Source organism: Mesobacillus harenae (assembly GCF_013343715.1).
In the GTDB taxonomy this organism is placed as follows: Bacteria; Bacillota; Bacilli; order Bacillales; family Cytobacillaceae; genus Mesobacillus_A; species Mesobacillus_A harenae.
Genome location: NZ_JABUNR010000013.1, coordinates 20159 through 37982, shown reverse-complemented (window position 1 = coordinate 37982; position 17824 = coordinate 20159). Strand labels below are relative to the sequence as shown.

The window sequence follows — 17824 nt, the reverse complement described above, 5'->3', positions numbered from 1 at the left end:
CTTTCTTATATGGTAGCATGAAAATATACATATCCACCGTTTTTAAAATATTTAAACTTCCGACAAATTCCTTTGTTTTTAGACATGAATGTAAAATGACGCCCAAGGAGGCACAAAGTAGGCACGTGCTTCATAAAGTGATTAGTAGTGAAATTTGAGGAGGATCCTATCATGTTCGGCCGACACACTTATCGAAGACATCATCCGGCAGAATGGAAAAATTATGGGTATATAGAGGCCGGAAGCTTTAACCGGAATATGTATTATCCCCAAGGTCAGCAACACGAGATACCACCGTTATTTAATTCGCAATGGGGGGGATCGGGTAACTGGAATTACGGGTCAACGCCATCGCAGGCCTTTACTGGTTTTCCGCAGTTTTCTTCCATGCCATCCGGCGGTTTACAGCCGCCAATGATGGGGGGAGGATTTGTTCCCCAGTATCAGCAAAATCAAATGTCAAAAATGCTTTTTCAAAATCCCCTTCAGCAGCCTGAAGGAACCGGTTACGGAATTCAGGGCCAGCAGTTTGGTCAATATTCCAATATGCATCCCTATCCAGCACAGTCTTTCATGCCAAGGCCTCCATCTGGGTTTCAAAGTGTATTAAATTCATTTAAAGGTCAGGATGGGACTCTGGATATAAATAAAATGGCAAATACGGCAGGCCAAATGGTGAATGCACTTACCCAAGTTTCTTCCATGTTTAAGGGACTAGGAGGCGTCCTGAAAATTTAAACAATTTTGTTCCGACGGTCCAATATCGGGCCGTTTTTCTTTTAAAGAGCTCTATACATTATAAATCGCAGGCAGGCTCTCTCCCTTAGGAAAAGCGAGCCCTTTGGCCCACTCATTAATAATAGGTCTAATAAAAGTAAAAGGAAGAATATTTTTCCGGCTTCTTCAAGGTACCTAGGTTTATTCTTTTAATTTTGTGATTTATATGTTAATTTTTTTATGCAGATATTTACATAATGTTGAAATTAAAATAGAGAGCTGTTATAGGGATGGTGGGTTGTATATATGAGGACTTTACAACAGATAAGCATTATATTTATCTTTGTCCTTTTGCTGGCTGCGCTGCCAGCTACAATAGTCGTTAAACCAGTTTTAGGGGATGGAGGGCCTGATAGTTCGATTTCAATGGGGCTGGAGTGGCATCCTGAAATCGTGATTTCATTGGCTGGCGAATTTATAAACACTATTAGCAGCGGGTCTCTGGGAACATATTCTGCAGGGGCCCAGGTAAGAAATATAGAAGACGACATAGCGGATAACTTTTTTACCAGTATGAAAATAATGGTGGTAGGAGTCAACGTGGCCCTTGTGATTAGCCTCTTCTTCGGAATTTTCGTAAGCAGGTTTAGGCCGACGAAAGTTTTTAACAGCTTTATGAATGCTCTTGCAGCTGTACCGGATTTTATTTTAATCATCGTTTCGATGATATTAGCGGTGAATTTCTATCAAGCTACAGGAGTTAGAATCATTTCACTTAGACCTGATGCAGGGGCAATGAATATATGGTTTCCAATGATCCTGGTTGGTTTGGCTCCCACTCTGTATATGTTTAAGTTAATTTCAGTTAAGTACTATCAGACAAGTGGAGAAGATTTTATCAGAACAGCGGTTGCAAAAGGCATGAAATTAAATTACATAAATTTTCAGCATGTTTTTAAAAATGTTGAACCGTTTATCGTAGCGGAACTGACAAAAATTATTTCCATTGCAATTGGAAATTTATTTATTATCGAGTACCTGCTGAACGTTTCAGGAATTACTAAGTTTATTTTTCAAAGTTCAACCTCGGGGGCAGCGGCCTACAGTTTCCAGCCAGTGGCAATTGGATTGCTCGCAATGTTGGCTATATCTTTTACAGTCTATCTGTCTGTAAGACTGCTACTTTATCTCTTTAAATGGGGTTTTATCCATGAATAGACTGTTAAGGGTTAATTATCAATTATACGCAGGAATCTTCTTTGTTACGGTTCTTTTATTTTTGACATTATTTGGCCCAATACTGGCGCCCCATACATTAACAGAGGCACTTGAAACAAAATATACAAATGGGACAATAATCTCCCCGCCGCTTGATCCGTATACCTCAAAAGAGTGGCCACTTGGAACAGATAAGTGGGGCTATGACTTATTATCAATGGTTTTACATGGTATCCGATATACTGTTTTTATAGCCGTTGCTGTTACGGTTATTAAGATGCTTTTCGGTACGATTGCTGGGCTATACATAGGCACCTGGAAAAAAACTCCTGGATGGATGGTCGCCTTTGAAAACGCCTGGAGTTATGTACCTTTATTTTTAATTCTGTACTTTCTATTAATTCCTATTCCTTTTAATAGCCAGATAGATCCTGTTTTCTTGGTGTTTTATTTTATTATTATTGCATCAATCATTAGTATTCCAAGCATTATTTCGTCTGTTAGACAAAAGTCTGCTGAGTTTTATAAATCAGTTTATGTTGAAGCAGCCCGCGCCCTCGGGGCTAGAAGAAGTAGAATTGTATGGGGGCATATTTTTCCGCAAATGAAAGAATCTCTTCTTGTTATGTTTATTCTAGAAATCGTTTATGTAATAGCAATCATGGGTCAACTCGCATTAATGAATATTTTTGTAGGCGGAACTTTTGTAACATACGATCCTTTAATGTATTTTTCTAAAACAAAGGAGCTTGCAGGACTGGTGGGACAGGCGAGAGGGAATATATATGGCTCCCATTTTATCCTGCTGGTTCCATTAGCAGCTTTATTAATTACAACGGCTTCGTTTAGCCTGCTCGCTAATGGGCTGAAAAATCGCTTTCAATCAAATTACCAGCGATCCCCATGGATAAAGACAGGGATCGAACCGCGGCTAATGCCAAAACGTAAGTCTTATAGCTCAACTAAAAAGTGGTGGAAGCTTACACCTCCTCAATTTGCCTTTCTTGCACTTATACTCTTGTTCATATCTGCAGGAACGTATGTATATGCAACTAAAGACAGTGATATAGGGGTGAGAAATGGGAGCCAGGCGGCTTATAATCTAAGCCTGGAAATGAATAAAGACGGGGAGTTTTCAACCGAGGCTGAAATAAATGTAAAAAATCAATCAGGAGAAAAATGGGATGAGTTAGTGTTCTATTTTATTCCAAATAGCTTTACAGAAGGACATCCTTTCAAAAATGTTAAAGGGTTTTCTGCAGTTGACATTCGTACTGTTAAAATTGACGGAGAACAAACTGAGTTTAGTTTAGCTGAAGACACTTTAAAAATAGCTCTTGATAGTCCAATGAAAAATCGCGAAAAACGTACTGTAACAGTGTCATATGAATTTACCGTTCCTGAAGAAGGTGTTCGTTTCTCAACTGTGAGAGGAAATTACTATCTCGCCCAGTGGTATCCAATGCTTGCAACCTATCAGAACAGAGCATGGAATAAAGAAGACTATTCAGATGGACTAGAAACCTTTCACACTGGCTTCTCTGATTTTAATGTAGAATATAGTATCCCTTCTGGTTATTCCTTCGTATCTACTGCAGATAAAGACGGCAAGCTGGAAGGCAAGTCGGGGAAAGTAGAAATGGAATACGTTAGGGATTTCTTCATTGCTGTCGTTAAAGACATGGATATATATGAAACAGAATCACAGGGAGTGAACATTAGGCTGTTCACCAGAAATAATCATGACAAAGACCCTGAGAAAGCACTGCAGCTCGCAAAAAAAGCACTTGGGTTTTATCAGGATAATATAGGGAAGTACCCGCATAAGCAACTTGATATCATGTTTGACAAAGGCCAGTTTATGGAATATCCAGGCATTGTGACAATCAATCCTTATATTGAGGATGATAAGTTTTATGAGATCTCCATTGTTCATGAAATCGCTCATCAATATTTCTATGGGGTAGTTTCCAATGATCCGTATAACGAAGCATGGCTTGATGAAGGTTTTACGGAGTTTGCAACCAATATGTACTTTTATCTGGCTGAGAAACAACCATTGGCTTTGGCACAAAGAATATCAGAAAACCGGATGAAAAGTATTGAAGAAAAAGGCCTTGGCCGGCAGCACTCAAATTTGCCTCTTCATGAAAATAAACATTCTGGGTATATCTATGGACAACCTGCCCTAAAACTTACAGAAATGGTAAAAAAGAATTCCTATCAAAGAGAAAACGAATTCGATATTGTGGTGATGGAATATTTATCTGATTATTACCATCAGTTCAGGTATAAAGAGGTAAATACAGAGGAGTTTCTAAAATTCACGATGAATTACTTTAAGGTTCCTAGAGGATCGTTTACGGACTGGCTTCAGACCGAAGAATAAAAGAAGCAAGCGGCTCAGCTGCTTGCTTCTTTTTATGTTTATTCATCTTCTAGAATAGTAACCTTTTTACCTTTTCGTTTTGGGATTCGAATCTCAAGGAGCCCATCCCGGTAGGAAGCTCTCACATTTCTTTCGTTGATAGGATGGGTGAATGCCACTGTCCGGCTCATTGTTTGCATGGATTCTCGGCGGCGATAGGTTTGATTACGGTCATGCTCTTCTGTAAGAATATCCTGCTTTTTTACCGTGATTTTTATATGTCGATCGTAGATATCTAGGTCAATTTGTTCTCTTTTAATACCTGGCAGTTCAGCAGTAACAATATGCTCATTATCTGTTTCCTGAACTTGAATTATAAAAGACGAGTGCAGTAGGGGACGCTGAAAGAAATCATCTATGCTTCTTAAAATCCCCTTTCCAGAGCTCTCATTAAAAAAAACATTCATCGATCTCATTAAATCTCCAAAAGGCTCATTCCTGTTTTTTTTATCATTGCCGCCCGGCTGATTGAAAGACATCGCTTCATCTCCTTTCCGTTCACAAAAATTCACGATATGATATGCGACTTCTAATAAAAAGGTGATACTTTGAAAGTTTTTTGACAATCGGGTTTATTGTGACGATTATCACCATTTATTACCCTTAATTAAATGTATGCTGTAACTGTATATTGAATTGAAAGCGAGGATACTAAATGTTTTGTAATCAGTGTGAACAGACTCCATCGGGTGAATGCAAAGATATCGGGGTTTGTGGAAAAGCTGAAACAATCGCAAGCTTACAGGATACGATTATATTTGCCTTAAAAGGTATTGCGGCATATCGGAGTCACGCTAGCCAAATGGGGTACACAGACTCTTTCGTGGATGCAACAACTCATGAAGCTTTATATATGACACTAACTAACTCCAACTTTACCGTTGAGGAGCATATCGAAATGGCTGTGAAAGTTGGTCAGTCGGCAGTAAGAATAATAGAAGTACTAGATGAGGCGCATACCAGCCTTCTTGGAATTCAGCAGCCTATCCGCGTTACCCGGAATGATCATGAAACAGTATTGGGGTTGGCTCCTAAAGTAATTGATGCCGTTAAAGAGGGTAAAATCAAACGATTCTTTGTGATCTCAGGGTGCGATGCCCCGGGTAATGGCGAGGGTTATTACCGTGAATTGGCTGCTTCCCTGCCGCCAGAAACAATTATTCTAACAACTTCCTCTGGGAAGTTCCGGTATAACGATGTCGAGTACGGTGTTGTTCCAGGCACAAATATTCCCCGGTATATTGAGCTGGGCCAGTGCAATAACTCAGGTTCAACAGTGAAAATTGCCAAAGCACTTGCAGAGGCGTTTGAGTGTGAAATTAATGAAATGCCTATCAGCATTGTACTTTCCTGGTTTGAACAAAAGGCTGTAGCAATATTATTAGGTTTGTTCAGTCTTGGCATTCAGGACATTCGGATTGGACCAAAGCCTCCAGAATTTATTTCGGGTGGTGTACTTGCTGTTCTTCAGGAAGCGTTCAACCTGAAACTAATAGGTACGCCTCAAGAAGGTACGGACCCAATGCTTGAACTGGTAAAAAAGTGAACGAAAGTAAAAACCCGCTGCCAACTGGTGCGGGTTTTGTTCAAAGATAAAATTTACAACATCCGTACCTAAAAAGTCCTAACAACTGAAATGAAGTGCAGTATTAAAGTAATTCATCAAGGAGTTCGTTGACCACTAAGATCAAATTCCCATCTTCATCTACTTTAACAAGCTTATTCCGTTTCATTTTTGTAAGGGTCCTGCTAACCGTTTCTCTAGTGGTTCCGATCATATTCGCAAGATCCCGATTTGTGAATTCAGCTTTTAAAAGTACGGAACCATCGCTTCGTTCTTCTCCATGCATTTGAGAAAGCTGAATGAGCAGCTTAATAATCTGCTCGTACGTATTGTTAAGGATTTGGGCTTCAAGGCGGTCCTGCAAATCAACAATTTTCTCTCCAAGTACCTTAAAGACCTTAATGCTTAGCTCCGGGTTTTCAATTAATACTCTTTCAAACTGAGAAATTGGAACAGCAACAAGTGTCGTTTTATCTAGTGTTTCTGCAAAGGCAGGATAACCTCCCTGTCTAAAGAAGCCGACATGGGGAAACATTTCACCATTTTTCAGGATCGCAACAATTTGTTCCCGCCCATTAATATCACTTTTGTAGATTTTGATTTTTCCACTTTCTATGAAATAAACATTTTCTAACGGATCACCTTGCATAAATACATGGCTATTCTTGGTCCACTCTCTTGATATAGAAATATCGACTATTTTTAACAGTTCAGCATTGCTAAGATCCCTAAAAAGCGAGAACCCTGCCAATACCTTACTAATTCCTTCTTTTTTCAAAATTTCATCTCCTCCAGATAACTCGAAAGTACTCATATGTACCATTATCTTAACAAATTAACAGCAAGATAGCCTGCCGAATTTAAACCAAGAACAAACAAAATAGATATTTCCATAATATAACACATTTCAAATACAAACTTTTCCCTTTTTGAACGAACGTTTATTCGGTATTATAGAGATACTGAGGTGAGAGACGTGAAGCTTAGAAAAAGCTTACAGGAAATTATAGATAGTCTAAAGATGGGTGAGGAAACAAAACAGAATATCGTTAATTGGCATACAATCGAGGAGCGGGAAGCCAGGACGGATGATCTCCCAGAGGGACTTAACCCGTCATTAAAAGCAGGTTTGATTAAGAGAGGAATAGGCCAGCTTTATACCCACCAAAACGCGGCTTATCAGGAAGTGATGGAAGGGAAAAGCATTGTTGCGGTAACCCCGACAGCATCTGGGAAAACGCTTTGCTACAATCTGCCTGTTCTCCAAACGATACTCGACGATCCAAATGCAAGAGCCTTATATATGTTTCCTACAAAAGCACTTGCTCAGGATCAGAAGAGCGAAATTAATGAGTTGATTGATGACGCGGACCTGAATATTAATAGCTATACATATGACGGAGATACTCCTTCAAATATTAGGCAAAAAGTTCGGAGGGCAGGACACGTTGTCATTACGAATCCTGATATGCTGCACTCAGCGATACTCCCGCATCATACGAAATGGGTATCATTGTTTGAGAACTTAAAGTTTGTCGTTATCGATGAGCTTCATATTTATCGGGGAGTGTTCGGGAGCCATGTAGCGAATGTTATCCGCAGGCTGAGAAGGATTTGTCAATACTACGGTAGTGACCCGATTTTCATTTGCACTTCTGCCACAATTGCCAACCCTCTTGAGCTTGCTGAGATGCTTACCGAAAAGCCGATGTCTCTGATTGATAATAATGGAGCCCCATCTGGACGGAAACATTTTCTTTTTTACAATCCGCCAATCGTTAATAAACCACTAAATATAAGAAGGAGTGCTACGCTCGAGTCACGAAGGCTTGCCGGAGAGTTTTTGAAAAATAAGATTCAAACCATTGTCTTTGCCAGAAGCCGTGTTCGTGTAGAGATCCTTCTTACGTATCTGCAGGAACTTGTGAAAAATAAGTTAGGACCTAAAGCTATTAGGGGTTACCGGGGAGGATATTTGCCGACTGAAAGAAGAGAAATTGAAAAAGGGCTTCGTAATGGTGATATTTATGGAGTAGTCAGTACCAATGCTCTGGAGCTTGGAGTTGATATTGGACAGCTTCAGGTTTGTATAATGAATGGTTATCCAGGCACGATTGCCAGCTCCTGGCAGCAGGCTGGGCGGGCGGGCAGAAGGCATGCAGAATCAATTGTTATCATGGTGGCAAGCTCTAGCCCATTAGATCAATATGTGATACAGCATCCTGATTACTTTTTTTCGAGAAATCCCGAAACAGCCAGAATCAATTCAGACAACTTAATCATTTTGATAGACCATATTAAGTGTGCTGCCTATGAACTCCCATTTAAGGAAGGGGAGCGGTTTGGCAAGGCTGAAATCGGTGAAATCCTCGACTATTTGACAGAAGAAAGAGTTTTGTATGAGAACAGCGGAAAATGGTATTGGATGAATGATGCTTTCCCGGCTCATAACATAAGTTTACGATCTGCGTCACAGGAAAACGTCGTGATTATCGATCAATCTGATATTGCTAATGCAAAAGTCATTGGAGAGATGGACCGCTTTTCGGCAATGACTTTACTCCATGAGGAAGCTATATACCTTCATCAGGGAATACAATATCAGGTGGAAATACTTGATTGGGAGGAAAAAAAAGCCTTTGTGCGAGAGGTCGATGTGGACTATTTTACAGATGCTAATTTGGCTGTCTCGCTTGATGTACTTGAAATTGATAACTTTCGTAGCACAGAAGCGATAGAGATTGGGTATGGTGATGTTAGCGTAAGGGCAATGGCTACTATTTTTAAAAAGATTAAATTTGAAACACATGAAAATATAGGGTCTGGGCCAATTTCGCTCCCTGAGGAAGAGCTACATACGAACTCAACTTGGATCGCAATAGATAAAAATATGGCCTCGCTTGGCGAGGAACGACTTGAACAGGGACTTATCGGCACAGCACAAGCTCTTAGGCATATTGCCCCACTTTTTGTGATGTGTGATCCACAAGATGTTCATGTCGTACCCCAGGTAAAAGCATCACATAATGAGAAACCAACGATTTTTTTCTATGACCGGTATCCGGGTGGTATAGGTTTAAGCGAAAAGATTTTTTCTGGGATTGAGGATATTCTGTCTCAATCAAGGCAGATGGTTATGGGGTGTAAATGCCAGCATGGGTGTCCTTCTTGCATAGGGACCGATACAGCCTTAGAAACCGCAAAAGGTGATGTGTTGAGGATTATTGACCTGTTTATGAAGAAGGTTAATTAATAATCGGAGGGTAAGGAATGTCTTTAAAAAACAAATTAAATCGCCTTAAACCTCATATAGTCAGGGATGAACAAGTACTGGAGCCTAAGGGGCCTGCAAAGAAAGAATCAGATATACCATTTCTTGATACTTGGACAAAAGAAAATGTTGTTCCATATTATTTTGACGGGTCCTATTGCCTTATAAGAGAAGTAACTTATCCACTATCGCATAAACATGGAAACTATCCTTTTTCCGATTGCTTGAGAGCTATTGACAAATGGAATGAGGAGCGAGCGGATCATCCTTTATCAGCAGCCGGCCATTCTCCTGATGATTTATTTTTCTTTGATACAGAGACTACCGGTCTTAGCGGGGGAGCGGGAAATACGATATTTTTGCTTGGTCATGCACGAATTTCAGGAGATACAGTTAAGCTCACACAGCATATTCTTCCCCACCCTGGGGCTGAGGTGGCTTTATATAACAGCTTTCTCGAGAATGTAGATTACAGAACGCTTGTTACTTACAATGGAAAAGCATTTGACTGGCCACAGGTTAAAACAAGGCACACTTTGGTGAGGGATCATGTTCCTAAACTGCCTGCCTTTGGTCACTTTGATCTTTTTCATGCTTCAAGACGAATGTGGAAGCATAAACTTGAAAAAATGAAGCTTTCTATTGTGGAAAAAGAAATACTTGGTTTTGAAAGAAAAGACGATATACCAGGCTTTTTAGCACCGATGATTTACTTCGATTTTCTGGAGCGGAACAACCCAGAAGGATTATTGGGAATAATTAAACATAACGAAATGGATATTTTATCTCTTATAACGTTATATACCCACCTCTCATTTCAACTTTTAAAGCTTGACCAGAAACAAACAGAGCGGGAACGGCTTGAAGTTGGAAAGTGGTACTCTTATATCGGTCAATCTGAAAAAGCCAAACAGGTTTTTGAGGATGTTTCTGGTGGAACCGAGGCCGTTAGTGCAAATCATGGGCTTGCTATTGAACACAAGCGAAACAAAAATTGGGCCAAAGCAGCTGAACTGTGGATATTCGTTTCCAGCCATGTCGAACATCCACTGAGTAAAACAGCTTCCATTGAACTAGCAATGTATTTTGAGCATAAAGAAAAAAGTTTAAATACTGCACTAGAATATTGCTATCAGGCTCAAAAACTGCATGAAGTGTTTCCTGAGAAAAACGAAAAAAAACATAAAAAGCTGTCAACAGAAATAGAACACAGGATTAGAAGGCTGAAAAAAAAACTGGAGCTGCCTCTAAAAATTAACAGCCGAACAGATGATGAAGAGGAATAATAGGTTGCTAGTGAGCGGAAAATGCTGGAACAAATCGAATTGGCAAAAAATTTAATGCAAATTTCAACAAAATTTGCAAAATCCTGTTGTTTGTACTAGCTATCAAGAGTAAAATATTAGATTGTATGATACTTTTTTATACAATGAAAATTAAACGGGGCTGGTATAGTTGTACAAAGCAATTCTGGTATTGTTTTTTGTTGTCGTTTGTTTAACTGCTGTAGTATTTACAGCAATGAAAGATAACTTTTATACACTTTTATAAAAAATAAACCCCCTAAAATAGGTATTTTAATTAGTACAAGAGTAACTCCTCCCACATAGGCTGTTAATGTAAACAATAAAAAAGTCTAATGGAAGGAGTTTTGATAATGCATTGCAGACCGAGACCAACAAATATTTGCCCAACGGTGGTTCATCCAACCGAATGCTGTGTGAATCATAACCACGTTAACAATGTAGTGCCGCACGTTCACCCGTCACATACGACCAATGTAAATCATATTAATTATGATCATGTGCATTATTTCCCGCATACCGAGTCAACTGTAACCGAAGTGACAAATCAGCAATTCTACGGAGGCCCTGGCCCTGTTCCGTTTGGAGCTGGCCCTGCTGCTCCGTATGCCCCTGGCCCAGGATTTGGCCCTGGCCCAGGATATGGTGCTGGTCCAGGATTTGGGGCTGCTCCTGGCGCAGGCCCGTTCTTCGGCCGTTAACCAGGTAAAAACAAGGGCACCTAGCCCTTGTTTTTTACTATTACTTAAACAAACAAGCCCGATTTTTTGGGGAAGAGTGACTGCCGTCCAATTTGAGCGTTATAAATTTAATTCTGTAATTCTTTAAATAATTAGAATTATAAGGGGATTAATAAATTAATAATATTTGCCGGATTTTCGGAATACATTCGTATGGTAACTTAATTAAAAGGAGTTTTTCTGAATGGCAAAGGTGGCTGCAGTATCTGGCTATAAACCCTTTGAACTTGGAGTTTTTAAAAAAGATGATCCTGCAGTCGGGTATATAAAAGCTGCCCTGAAACGCCAGCTGCAGAGCCTTGCAGAAGAAGGGCTAGAATGGGTGATCATCAGCGGCCAGCTTGGGGTAGAGCTCTGGGCAGCCGAGGTGGTATTCGACATACAGGAAGAGTTTCCGAATCTTAAGCTATCGGTTATTACTCCATTTCTGGCACAAGAGACTAACTGGAAGGATGAAAATAAAGAATGGTACGAGTCAATTTTAATGCAGGCTGATCATGTGGACAGCTTAACTAAAAAACCGTATCAAGCACCCTGGCAATTCAGAGCCAAAAATCAATTTTTTGTTGGGAAAAGTGATGTGCTTTTGCTTTTGTTCGATCCAGAAAAAGATGGAAGCCCAAGATACTTATATGAAACAGCACAGAAATATCAAGCTGAAAATACCTACGAAATACGACTGATTGATTTTTATGACCTTCAGCTTATTGTGGAAGAAGAAGCCTTAAGAAAGGCGGACTTCTAGACCAAAGAAAGAAAAATTGACAAACACGCTTGTTTTTGAAAAAATAATAAGAGATGATTGGCTATAAACTGAGGTGAAATTATGCTGTCTGATAAAATGAAGTTAACGGCAAAAGATATATTGGAAAAAGAGTTCAAGACATCTATGCGAGGGTATAAACCGGAGGATGTCGATAAATTTTTGGACCTAATCATAAAGGATTATGAAACTTTGCACTCAGAGGTAGAAGATTTGCAGCAAGAAAACTTGCGGTTGAAAAAACAGCTTGAAGAAAGTACAAGACGCCCACCTGCTGCACAGGCTGCAGGCACTACGAACTTTGACATTCTGAAACGTTTATCCAATCTTGAGAAACATGTTTTTGGCAATAAGCTTTACGATTGACATCTTTTTACAAAAATGCAAAGGATTATCCATTGCTGTTTTGTCCCAGATTACATATAATATAAAAGTAGACATTAATAGCGTTCGGGTAATCGCTGCAGTTCTCTGCAGAGGAAAGTCCATGCTCGCACGGGCTGAGATGCCTGTAGTGTTCGTGCCTAGCGAAGTCATAAGCTAGGGCAGCCGGGCTTAGGCGCGGTTGACGGCAGGGAAAATGCCTAAGTCTTTGGATATGGCATGAATACCTATAAAGGTGCCACAGTGACGGAGCCTTTTCAGAAATGAAAAGGGTGGAACGAGGTAAACCCCGCGAGCGAGAAACCCAAACTATGGTAGGGGCACTTTCTTGGAGGAAATGAACGAAGAGAAGGACAAGTGTTTAACACTTGTAGATAGATGATTGCCACCGGAGTACGAGACTTAGGGTCGTTTGCAGTACAATGGTACAAAACATGGCTTACAGAACGCTATTAATGTAATATGTATGAGTGTTTATAAGCTCTCCAATTTGGAGAGCTTTTTTCATTGTTAGGAAACGAGCATCCAGCGACTCGTGTACTTCGCCCGCCTCCCTATGATAATTCAAGCACGAATGCGCTTTCGCTCTTCGTGTTTCCTTTATCTCAGTCGGTGAGCTCCAGTCCTGTCGTGCGCTTAACGGGCGCTTGCGCTTTTGTTTATCATCCAGCTCCAGCGCCTAGCCCCTCGAGTCGCTTCGGTCCAACTGATGAAGTCAAGGAACGACTTCACCCGCTGGCCCTCCAGCGCTTATCGGGGCTGTTCAAGGCGCTTGCGCTTTTGTTTATCATCTAGCTCCAGCGCCCAGCGACTCGTGTACTTCGCCCACCTCCCTATGATAAGTCAACATCCAATCGCGTTCGCTCTTCGTGTTTCCTTTATCTCAGTCGGTGAGCTCCAGTCCATACGTCGCTTAACGGGCGCTTGCGCTTTTGTTTAAATACTCTGTCTGCAAAAGGGAAACATAAATGGTATGATTGATATATATGAACTATAAGTAATAGGGCATTCTAAAGAAAAGACAGTAAGGACAATACATATGGTTAAGGGTGAAATTATGAGTAAATTTGATTTGATTGCAACTTCTGCAATGGGACTGGAAGCTGTAGTGGCAAAAGAAGTTCGGGCGCTCGGGTATGACTGCCAGGTTGAAAATGGCAGAATAACCTATCAGGGTGATGAACTTGCCATCGCACGAAGTAATTTATGGCTTCGTACAGCTGATAGGGTAAAGATTAAAATAGGTGAGTTTAAAGCTTATACTTTTGATGAATTATTTGAAAAAACAAAGGCATTGCCCTGGGAACAATTTATCCCTGAAGATGGGGAGTTTCCTGTAATTGGGAGGTCTGTAAAATCAAAACTATTCAGTGTTTCGGATTGCCAGGCAATCGTTAAAAAGGCTGTTGTCGAGCGGCTAAGGACCCAGTATCGAAATACTACCTGGTTTGAAGAGAAGGGAGCGTTCTTTAGAATTGAGATAGCCCTTAATAAGGATGTTGCAACTCTCACCATTGATGCCAGCGGTTACGGTCTCCATAAACGCGGATACCGAACAGACCAGGGGGAAGCTCCCCTTAAGGAAACCCTTGCTGCAGCTCTCGTTTTACTGACTAACTGGAATCCTGATAAACCCTTTGCAGATCCTTTTTGCGGCTCTGGGACCATTCCAATAGAAGCTGCACTGATTGGCCAAAATATTGCACCTGGCTTCAATCGTGATTTTGTTTCGGAAGACTGGAATTGGATTCCGCAAACTGTTTGGGATAAAGCTAGGACTGAGGTTGAAGATCTTGCCAATTATGATCAGCCTTTGGAAATTATCGGATCTGACATTGACCATAAAATGGTAAGCATAGCAGCTGAAAATGCTTTCGAGGCTGGGCTCGGCGAACTAATTAAATTTAAACAAATGCGGGTACAGGATTTTACCACAAAGCATGACTACGGGGTAATAGTCAGCAATCCACCGTATGGTGAAAGGCTTGGAGACAAAAAGGCTGTGGAACAGATGTATAAAGAAATGGGACAGGCTTTTGGCTCGCTTGATACTTGGTCCATCTATATATTGACCTCCCACAAAGCCTTTGAACAGTTATATGGAAGACAGGCAACAAAAAAACGTAAACTTTTTAACGGATTTATTGAAACGGACCTTTACCAATACTGGGGGAAACGGCCGCCAAGGAATAACCCATAAATATTTTCTTGCGGCTTCAGCGTTCCTGTTAACTAACCGGCGTGTTTCATTATATTGTTGGTTTACGACTCATTTATTTAAACGAATAAAAAACAGCAAGGGGGAACTTCTTCAGCATAAACGAAGTTCTCCCTTGTTTTATTAGGTATAGATTGGAGTATATCTCCATTATCTTTTATGAAATCAACAGTCAAACATCATTTTTTGTCCGACGCCTCCTCGAACACGGATTGATGAATGAATTTTATTTTAACCTGAAATACTATAAGAAAGGAAAGGGGAGACATGCATGGGTGACTGGAATGAACAGGGTGCACCAAATCTTAATCTGTCATCTGAAACCATCCGTTCTTCTGAAGGAATTTCGAAACGGAAGCATGAAGAACACCATTTTTCAGAAGAGCTAGCTGATGGCGGCGACCGGGATAATGCGATCAAGAATCAGCTTAAACGGCGTCAGCCAGGGATGGGCTAATGAAAGGAATAAATTAAAATTCCTCCGAATAAAATATAATTACATTATTTTTGATTGGAGGAGTGGCAATGTACCAACCATCTATTGATTTTAATAAGATTTCAAAGGCTCTAGAGACAAGTTTGGAAGTTCTTAAACAAGACCACACTGTAAGTGAGCCTGCGCTAAATGAACTGGAGGCAGCAGAGGAAAACTTCCGACAGGCATGGTCATTCAACCTTTCGTCCCAAATTAAATAAAACTACAGGAAACGCTGTAACTGGCGTTTCTTTTATATTTAATTGTGTTAAAGAACGTACGCGGAAAGCGAGCACTGTAGCGGAAATCAATAGCGAGGTTTAACAGAACATTTATATTAAAACGAGACAAAATTTCAATTTCCTTGACTCTTTGCGCTGGTTTGCTAAAATTAGTTTTTTACGGTCTAAATAAGTAAGCAATGAAATGAGCCGGGCGCAACCAAAAGCGTACTGTATTGGAGGAAATGAACCATGCCAGGCAAACTGCCTTTTGCAATAACAAAAACAGACACCTTTTTTGATAAAATGAATGAATGGATTGGAGATGTATTCTACGACATTCTGCCTGAAGCAGGATTTGAACTTAGAGACGAACAGGTTTATATGGCCTTTCAGCTTGAAAAAGCTTTTAAAGAGAAAAAAGTTATTTTTGCTGAAGCAGGAGTTGGAACTGGTAAAACCATCGTCTATCTGCTGTATGCGATCTGCTATGCCCGTTATTTAAACAAGCCAGCTATTATTGCATGTGCTGATGAAACATTAATTGAACAGCTGGTTAAAAGAGAAGGGGATATTGCTAAGCTTGAAAAAGCACTTGATTTAAAAGTAGACGTACGTCTCGCTAAATCGAGGGATCAATATTTATGTTTAAATAAGCTTGACACCCTGGTGGCTAGAGATGAAGACGACGCATATAACGCTATATTTGACAGTCTGCCAGGGTTTATCCATTCTGGCAGTTCGATGCAGGCATTTCAGCGGTATGGAGACAGAAAAGATTATCCGGATTTAACCGATAATCAATGGGAACGAGTTTCTTGGGATTCTCTTCAGGATTGCTTTACATGCGAAAAGCGCCATCGTTGTGCTCAAACTTTGCACAGGGATTATTATAGAAGTGCTGCCGATTTAATTGTCTGTTCTCATGACTTTTACATGGAACATATCTGGACAATGGAATCACGCAAAAGAGAAGGACAGACACCGTTTTTACCAGAATCAAGCTGTGTCGTTTTTGATGAAGGACACCTGCTCGAATTCGCTTCCCAAAAAGCATTAACATATAGGTATGCAGAAAAAACTCTTGAAACCTTATTAACCAGACTAATGGAAAATGATGTTCGAGAAACGACCTTAAATATCATGGAGACAGCATTGGAGCAAAATGAGTTATTCTTCGAGAATCTTTCCGAAAAGTCAGTAACAGACAGCGGTTCTGAAAAAAGAACGGTTCTGAAGGATGACAAGCTTAGAAAGATAGCCGAGACACTTCATAGCACTCTAGAATCCCTGGAGGAAGAACTTGTCTTTGAAAGTGAGTTATTTGTAATAGACGACTATAGCTTAAAAATTGTTGAAGAGTATCTTGAGCAAATAGTCTTTTCCCTATCTCTATTTAAGGGCACAACGAACGGTATCACATGGTTTGAGGCAGAAGGCGGCGAACAAACACTTGTTATCATGCCAAAGATGGTCGAGGAAATTTTAAGAACCGATGTCTTCAGCCAGAAGAAACCGTTTATATTTTCTTCTGCCACCCTTTCTGAACGTAATTCTTTTGACTATTTGGCCTCAAGCCTTGGGATAGATAAGTATAGTTCTTTTTCAGTGGAATCACCTTTTGATTATGATACAAATATGAAAGTGTATATGCCTGAATTTGAAAAAAACAATGCAGAAGCAAAGGCCATGTATGTAATAGACCAAATTAAGGCCACAGAAGGCAGAGCACTTATATTATTTAGAAACCAACAGGATTTACTTCACTTTAAGGAATTCTCGGCTGGACTAATTGATTACCCAGTTTTTTATGAGGGTGAGGCGGAAATTAGTTCTCTAGTATCCCGCTTTCAGAATGATGAACATTCTGTACTGTGTTCCGTTCATTTATGGGAAGGATTGGATATACCGGGTTCATCACTTGAGAATGTGATTATTCACTCTCTCCCGTATCCTCCAAACGACCCAGTATTTTCGGCTAAAAGGGAAGGGACACCAAATGCTTTTCAAGAGGTGGACATGCCGTATATGCTTCTTCGGTTAAGACAAGGGATTGGAAGATTGATCAGGACCCAGTCTGACCATGGATCCGTTCATATATTACTGGATCAAGATGTAAAGCCAGAAATCCTAAACGAAGTAAGAAATGTTCTCCCTGGTAATAACAAATAAAACGCAGGCCAATAGGGCCTGCGTTTTTGTTTACAATAAATCCTTACGGCCTATTTTGCTAGCCCATTAGTATACGGAACACCAAGGTTACTTTTTAGCAAATGTAATGATCCAATGCTTATTGTCAACTTTTTGCTCAGTATACTCAAAGCCCTTTGCTCCTAAAACACCATATAACGGAACAGGCTGAAATGGTGTATGCAAAATAAATACATCATCAGGACCCAAGCTTGCAACTGCTTCAATAATCTTTGGAAAAGGCTCTAGCCCATTAGCTAAATCTTTTCTGACATCAAGTTCGACTTTTGTTTTTTCCATGAAAAACAACTCCTATCCTAACAAGTGGAAT

The 17824-nt window shown here is 40.2% G+C and carries 16 protein-coding genes and 1 other RNA gene; 14 read left to right on the top strand and 3 right to left on the bottom strand.

Translation table 11 applies throughout. The features are described from left to right. Positions 1-171: 171 nt before the first annotated feature. The 3 genes from HRJ06_RS16035 (at position 172) to HRJ06_RS16025 (ending at position 4324) form a co-directional block, all read left to right on the top strand. On the top strand, positions 172-738 hold the full coding sequence (locus tag HRJ06_RS16035) for a YppG family protein (RefSeq protein ID WP_242035277.1): 567 nt from the start codon (positions 172-174) through the stop codon (positions 736-738). Between the two features lie 285 nt (positions 739-1023). Continuing rightward, positions 1024-1935, top strand: coding sequence for an ABC transporter permease subunit (locus tag HRJ06_RS16030; protein ID WP_174733970.1), 912 nt, complete (start codon positions 1024-1026; stop codon positions 1933-1935). Continuing rightward, entirely contained in the window at positions 1928-4324 is a 2397-nt protein-coding gene (locus HRJ06_RS16025) for an ABC transporter permease subunit (protein ID WP_174733969.1), read from the top strand. Before HRJ06_RS16030 ends, HRJ06_RS16025 begins: the two co-directional genes overlap by 8 nt. 38 nt (positions 4325-4362) lie before the next feature. On the opposite strand, the gene HRJ06_RS16020 is transcribed toward HRJ06_RS16025, so the two are convergent. Next, the gene (locus HRJ06_RS16020) at positions 4363-4842 is read right to left on the bottom strand and encodes an Hsp20/alpha crystallin family protein (protein WP_174733968.1); all 480 of its coding nucleotides are present in this window, start codon (positions 4840-4842) and stop codon (positions 4363-4365) included. 176 nt (positions 4843-5018) lie between these two features. On the opposite strand from HRJ06_RS16020, the gene HRJ06_RS16015 reads away from it, so the two are divergent. Next, complete coding sequence (locus HRJ06_RS16015) at positions 5019-5909, top strand: anaerobic carbon-monoxide dehydrogenase catalytic subunit (protein ID WP_174733967.1); 891 nt, start codon at positions 5019-5021, stop codon at positions 5907-5909. 103 nt (positions 5910-6012) lie between these two features. Here HRJ06_RS16015 and HRJ06_RS16010 read toward each other — a convergent pair whose 3' ends face one another. Next, complete coding sequence (locus tag HRJ06_RS16010) at positions 6013-6705, bottom strand: Crp/Fnr family transcriptional regulator (RefSeq protein WP_174733966.1); 693 nt, start codon at positions 6703-6705, stop codon at positions 6013-6015. Positions 6706-6903: 198 nt separating this feature from the next. Between HRJ06_RS16010 and HRJ06_RS16005 the strand changes: the two genes are divergently transcribed. From HRJ06_RS16005 to HRJ06_RS15960, 10 genes are all read left to right on the top strand, one after another. Next, entirely contained in the window at positions 6904-9180 is a 2277-nt protein-coding gene (locus HRJ06_RS16005) for a DEAD/DEAH box helicase (RefSeq protein ID WP_174733965.1), read from the top strand. 17 nt (positions 9181-9197) lie between these two features. Further along, a complete protein-coding gene (locus HRJ06_RS16000) occupies positions 9198-10484 on the top strand; it encodes a ribonuclease H-like domain-containing protein (RefSeq protein ID WP_174733964.1) in 1287 nt (428 codons plus the stop codon). 371 nt (positions 10485-10855) lie between these two features. Further along, positions 10856-11203 (top strand): CotD family spore coat protein, encoded by a 348-nt coding sequence (locus tag HRJ06_RS15995; protein ID WP_197969990.1) that lies wholly within the window; start codon positions 10856-10858, stop codon positions 11201-11203. Positions 11204-11426: 223 nt separating this feature from the next. Beyond that, positions 11427-11987: an SLOG family protein gene (locus tag HRJ06_RS15990; protein ID WP_174733963.1), complete on the top strand. Its 561-nt coding sequence runs from the start codon at positions 11427-11429 to the stop codon at positions 11985-11987. A gap of 81 nt (positions 11988-12068) precedes the next feature. Further along, entirely contained in the window at positions 12069-12371 is a 303-nt protein-coding gene (gpsB, locus tag HRJ06_RS15985; protein ID WP_174733962.1) for a cell division regulator GpsB, read from the top strand. 80 nt (positions 12372-12451) lie between these two features. Beyond that, positions 12452-12836, top strand: an RNA gene (gene rnpB, locus HRJ06_RS15980) — RNase P RNA component class B. Positions 12837-13446: 610 nt separating this feature from the next. Further along, positions 13447-14589, top strand: coding sequence for a THUMP domain-containing class I SAM-dependent RNA methyltransferase (locus HRJ06_RS15975; RefSeq protein WP_174733961.1), 1143 nt, complete (start codon positions 13447-13449; stop codon positions 14587-14589). A 289-nt stretch (positions 14590-14878) separates the two neighbouring features. After that, on the top strand, positions 14879-15064 hold the full coding sequence (locus tag HRJ06_RS15970; protein ID WP_174733960.1) for a hypothetical protein: 186 nt from the start codon (positions 14879-14881) through the stop codon (positions 15062-15064). 68 nt (positions 15065-15132) lie between these two features. Next, positions 15133-15303, top strand: a complete 171-nt coding sequence (locus tag HRJ06_RS15965; protein ID WP_174733959.1) for a hypothetical protein — start codon at positions 15133-15135, stop codon at positions 15301-15303. A 252-nt stretch (positions 15304-15555) separates the two neighbouring features. Further along, positions 15556-17475 carry an ATP-dependent DNA helicase gene (locus HRJ06_RS15960; protein WP_174733958.1) on the top strand — a complete coding sequence of 640 codons (1920 nt, stop codon included), beginning with the start codon at positions 15556-15558 and terminating at the stop codon, positions 17473-17475. Between the two features lie 87 nt (positions 17476-17562). On the opposite strand, the gene HRJ06_RS15955 is transcribed toward HRJ06_RS15960, so the two are convergent. Beyond that, complete coding sequence (locus HRJ06_RS15955) at positions 17563-17793, bottom strand: DUF2249 domain-containing protein (protein ID WP_174733957.1); 231 nt, start codon at positions 17791-17793, stop codon at positions 17563-17565. Positions 17794-17824: the final 31 nt, after the last annotated feature.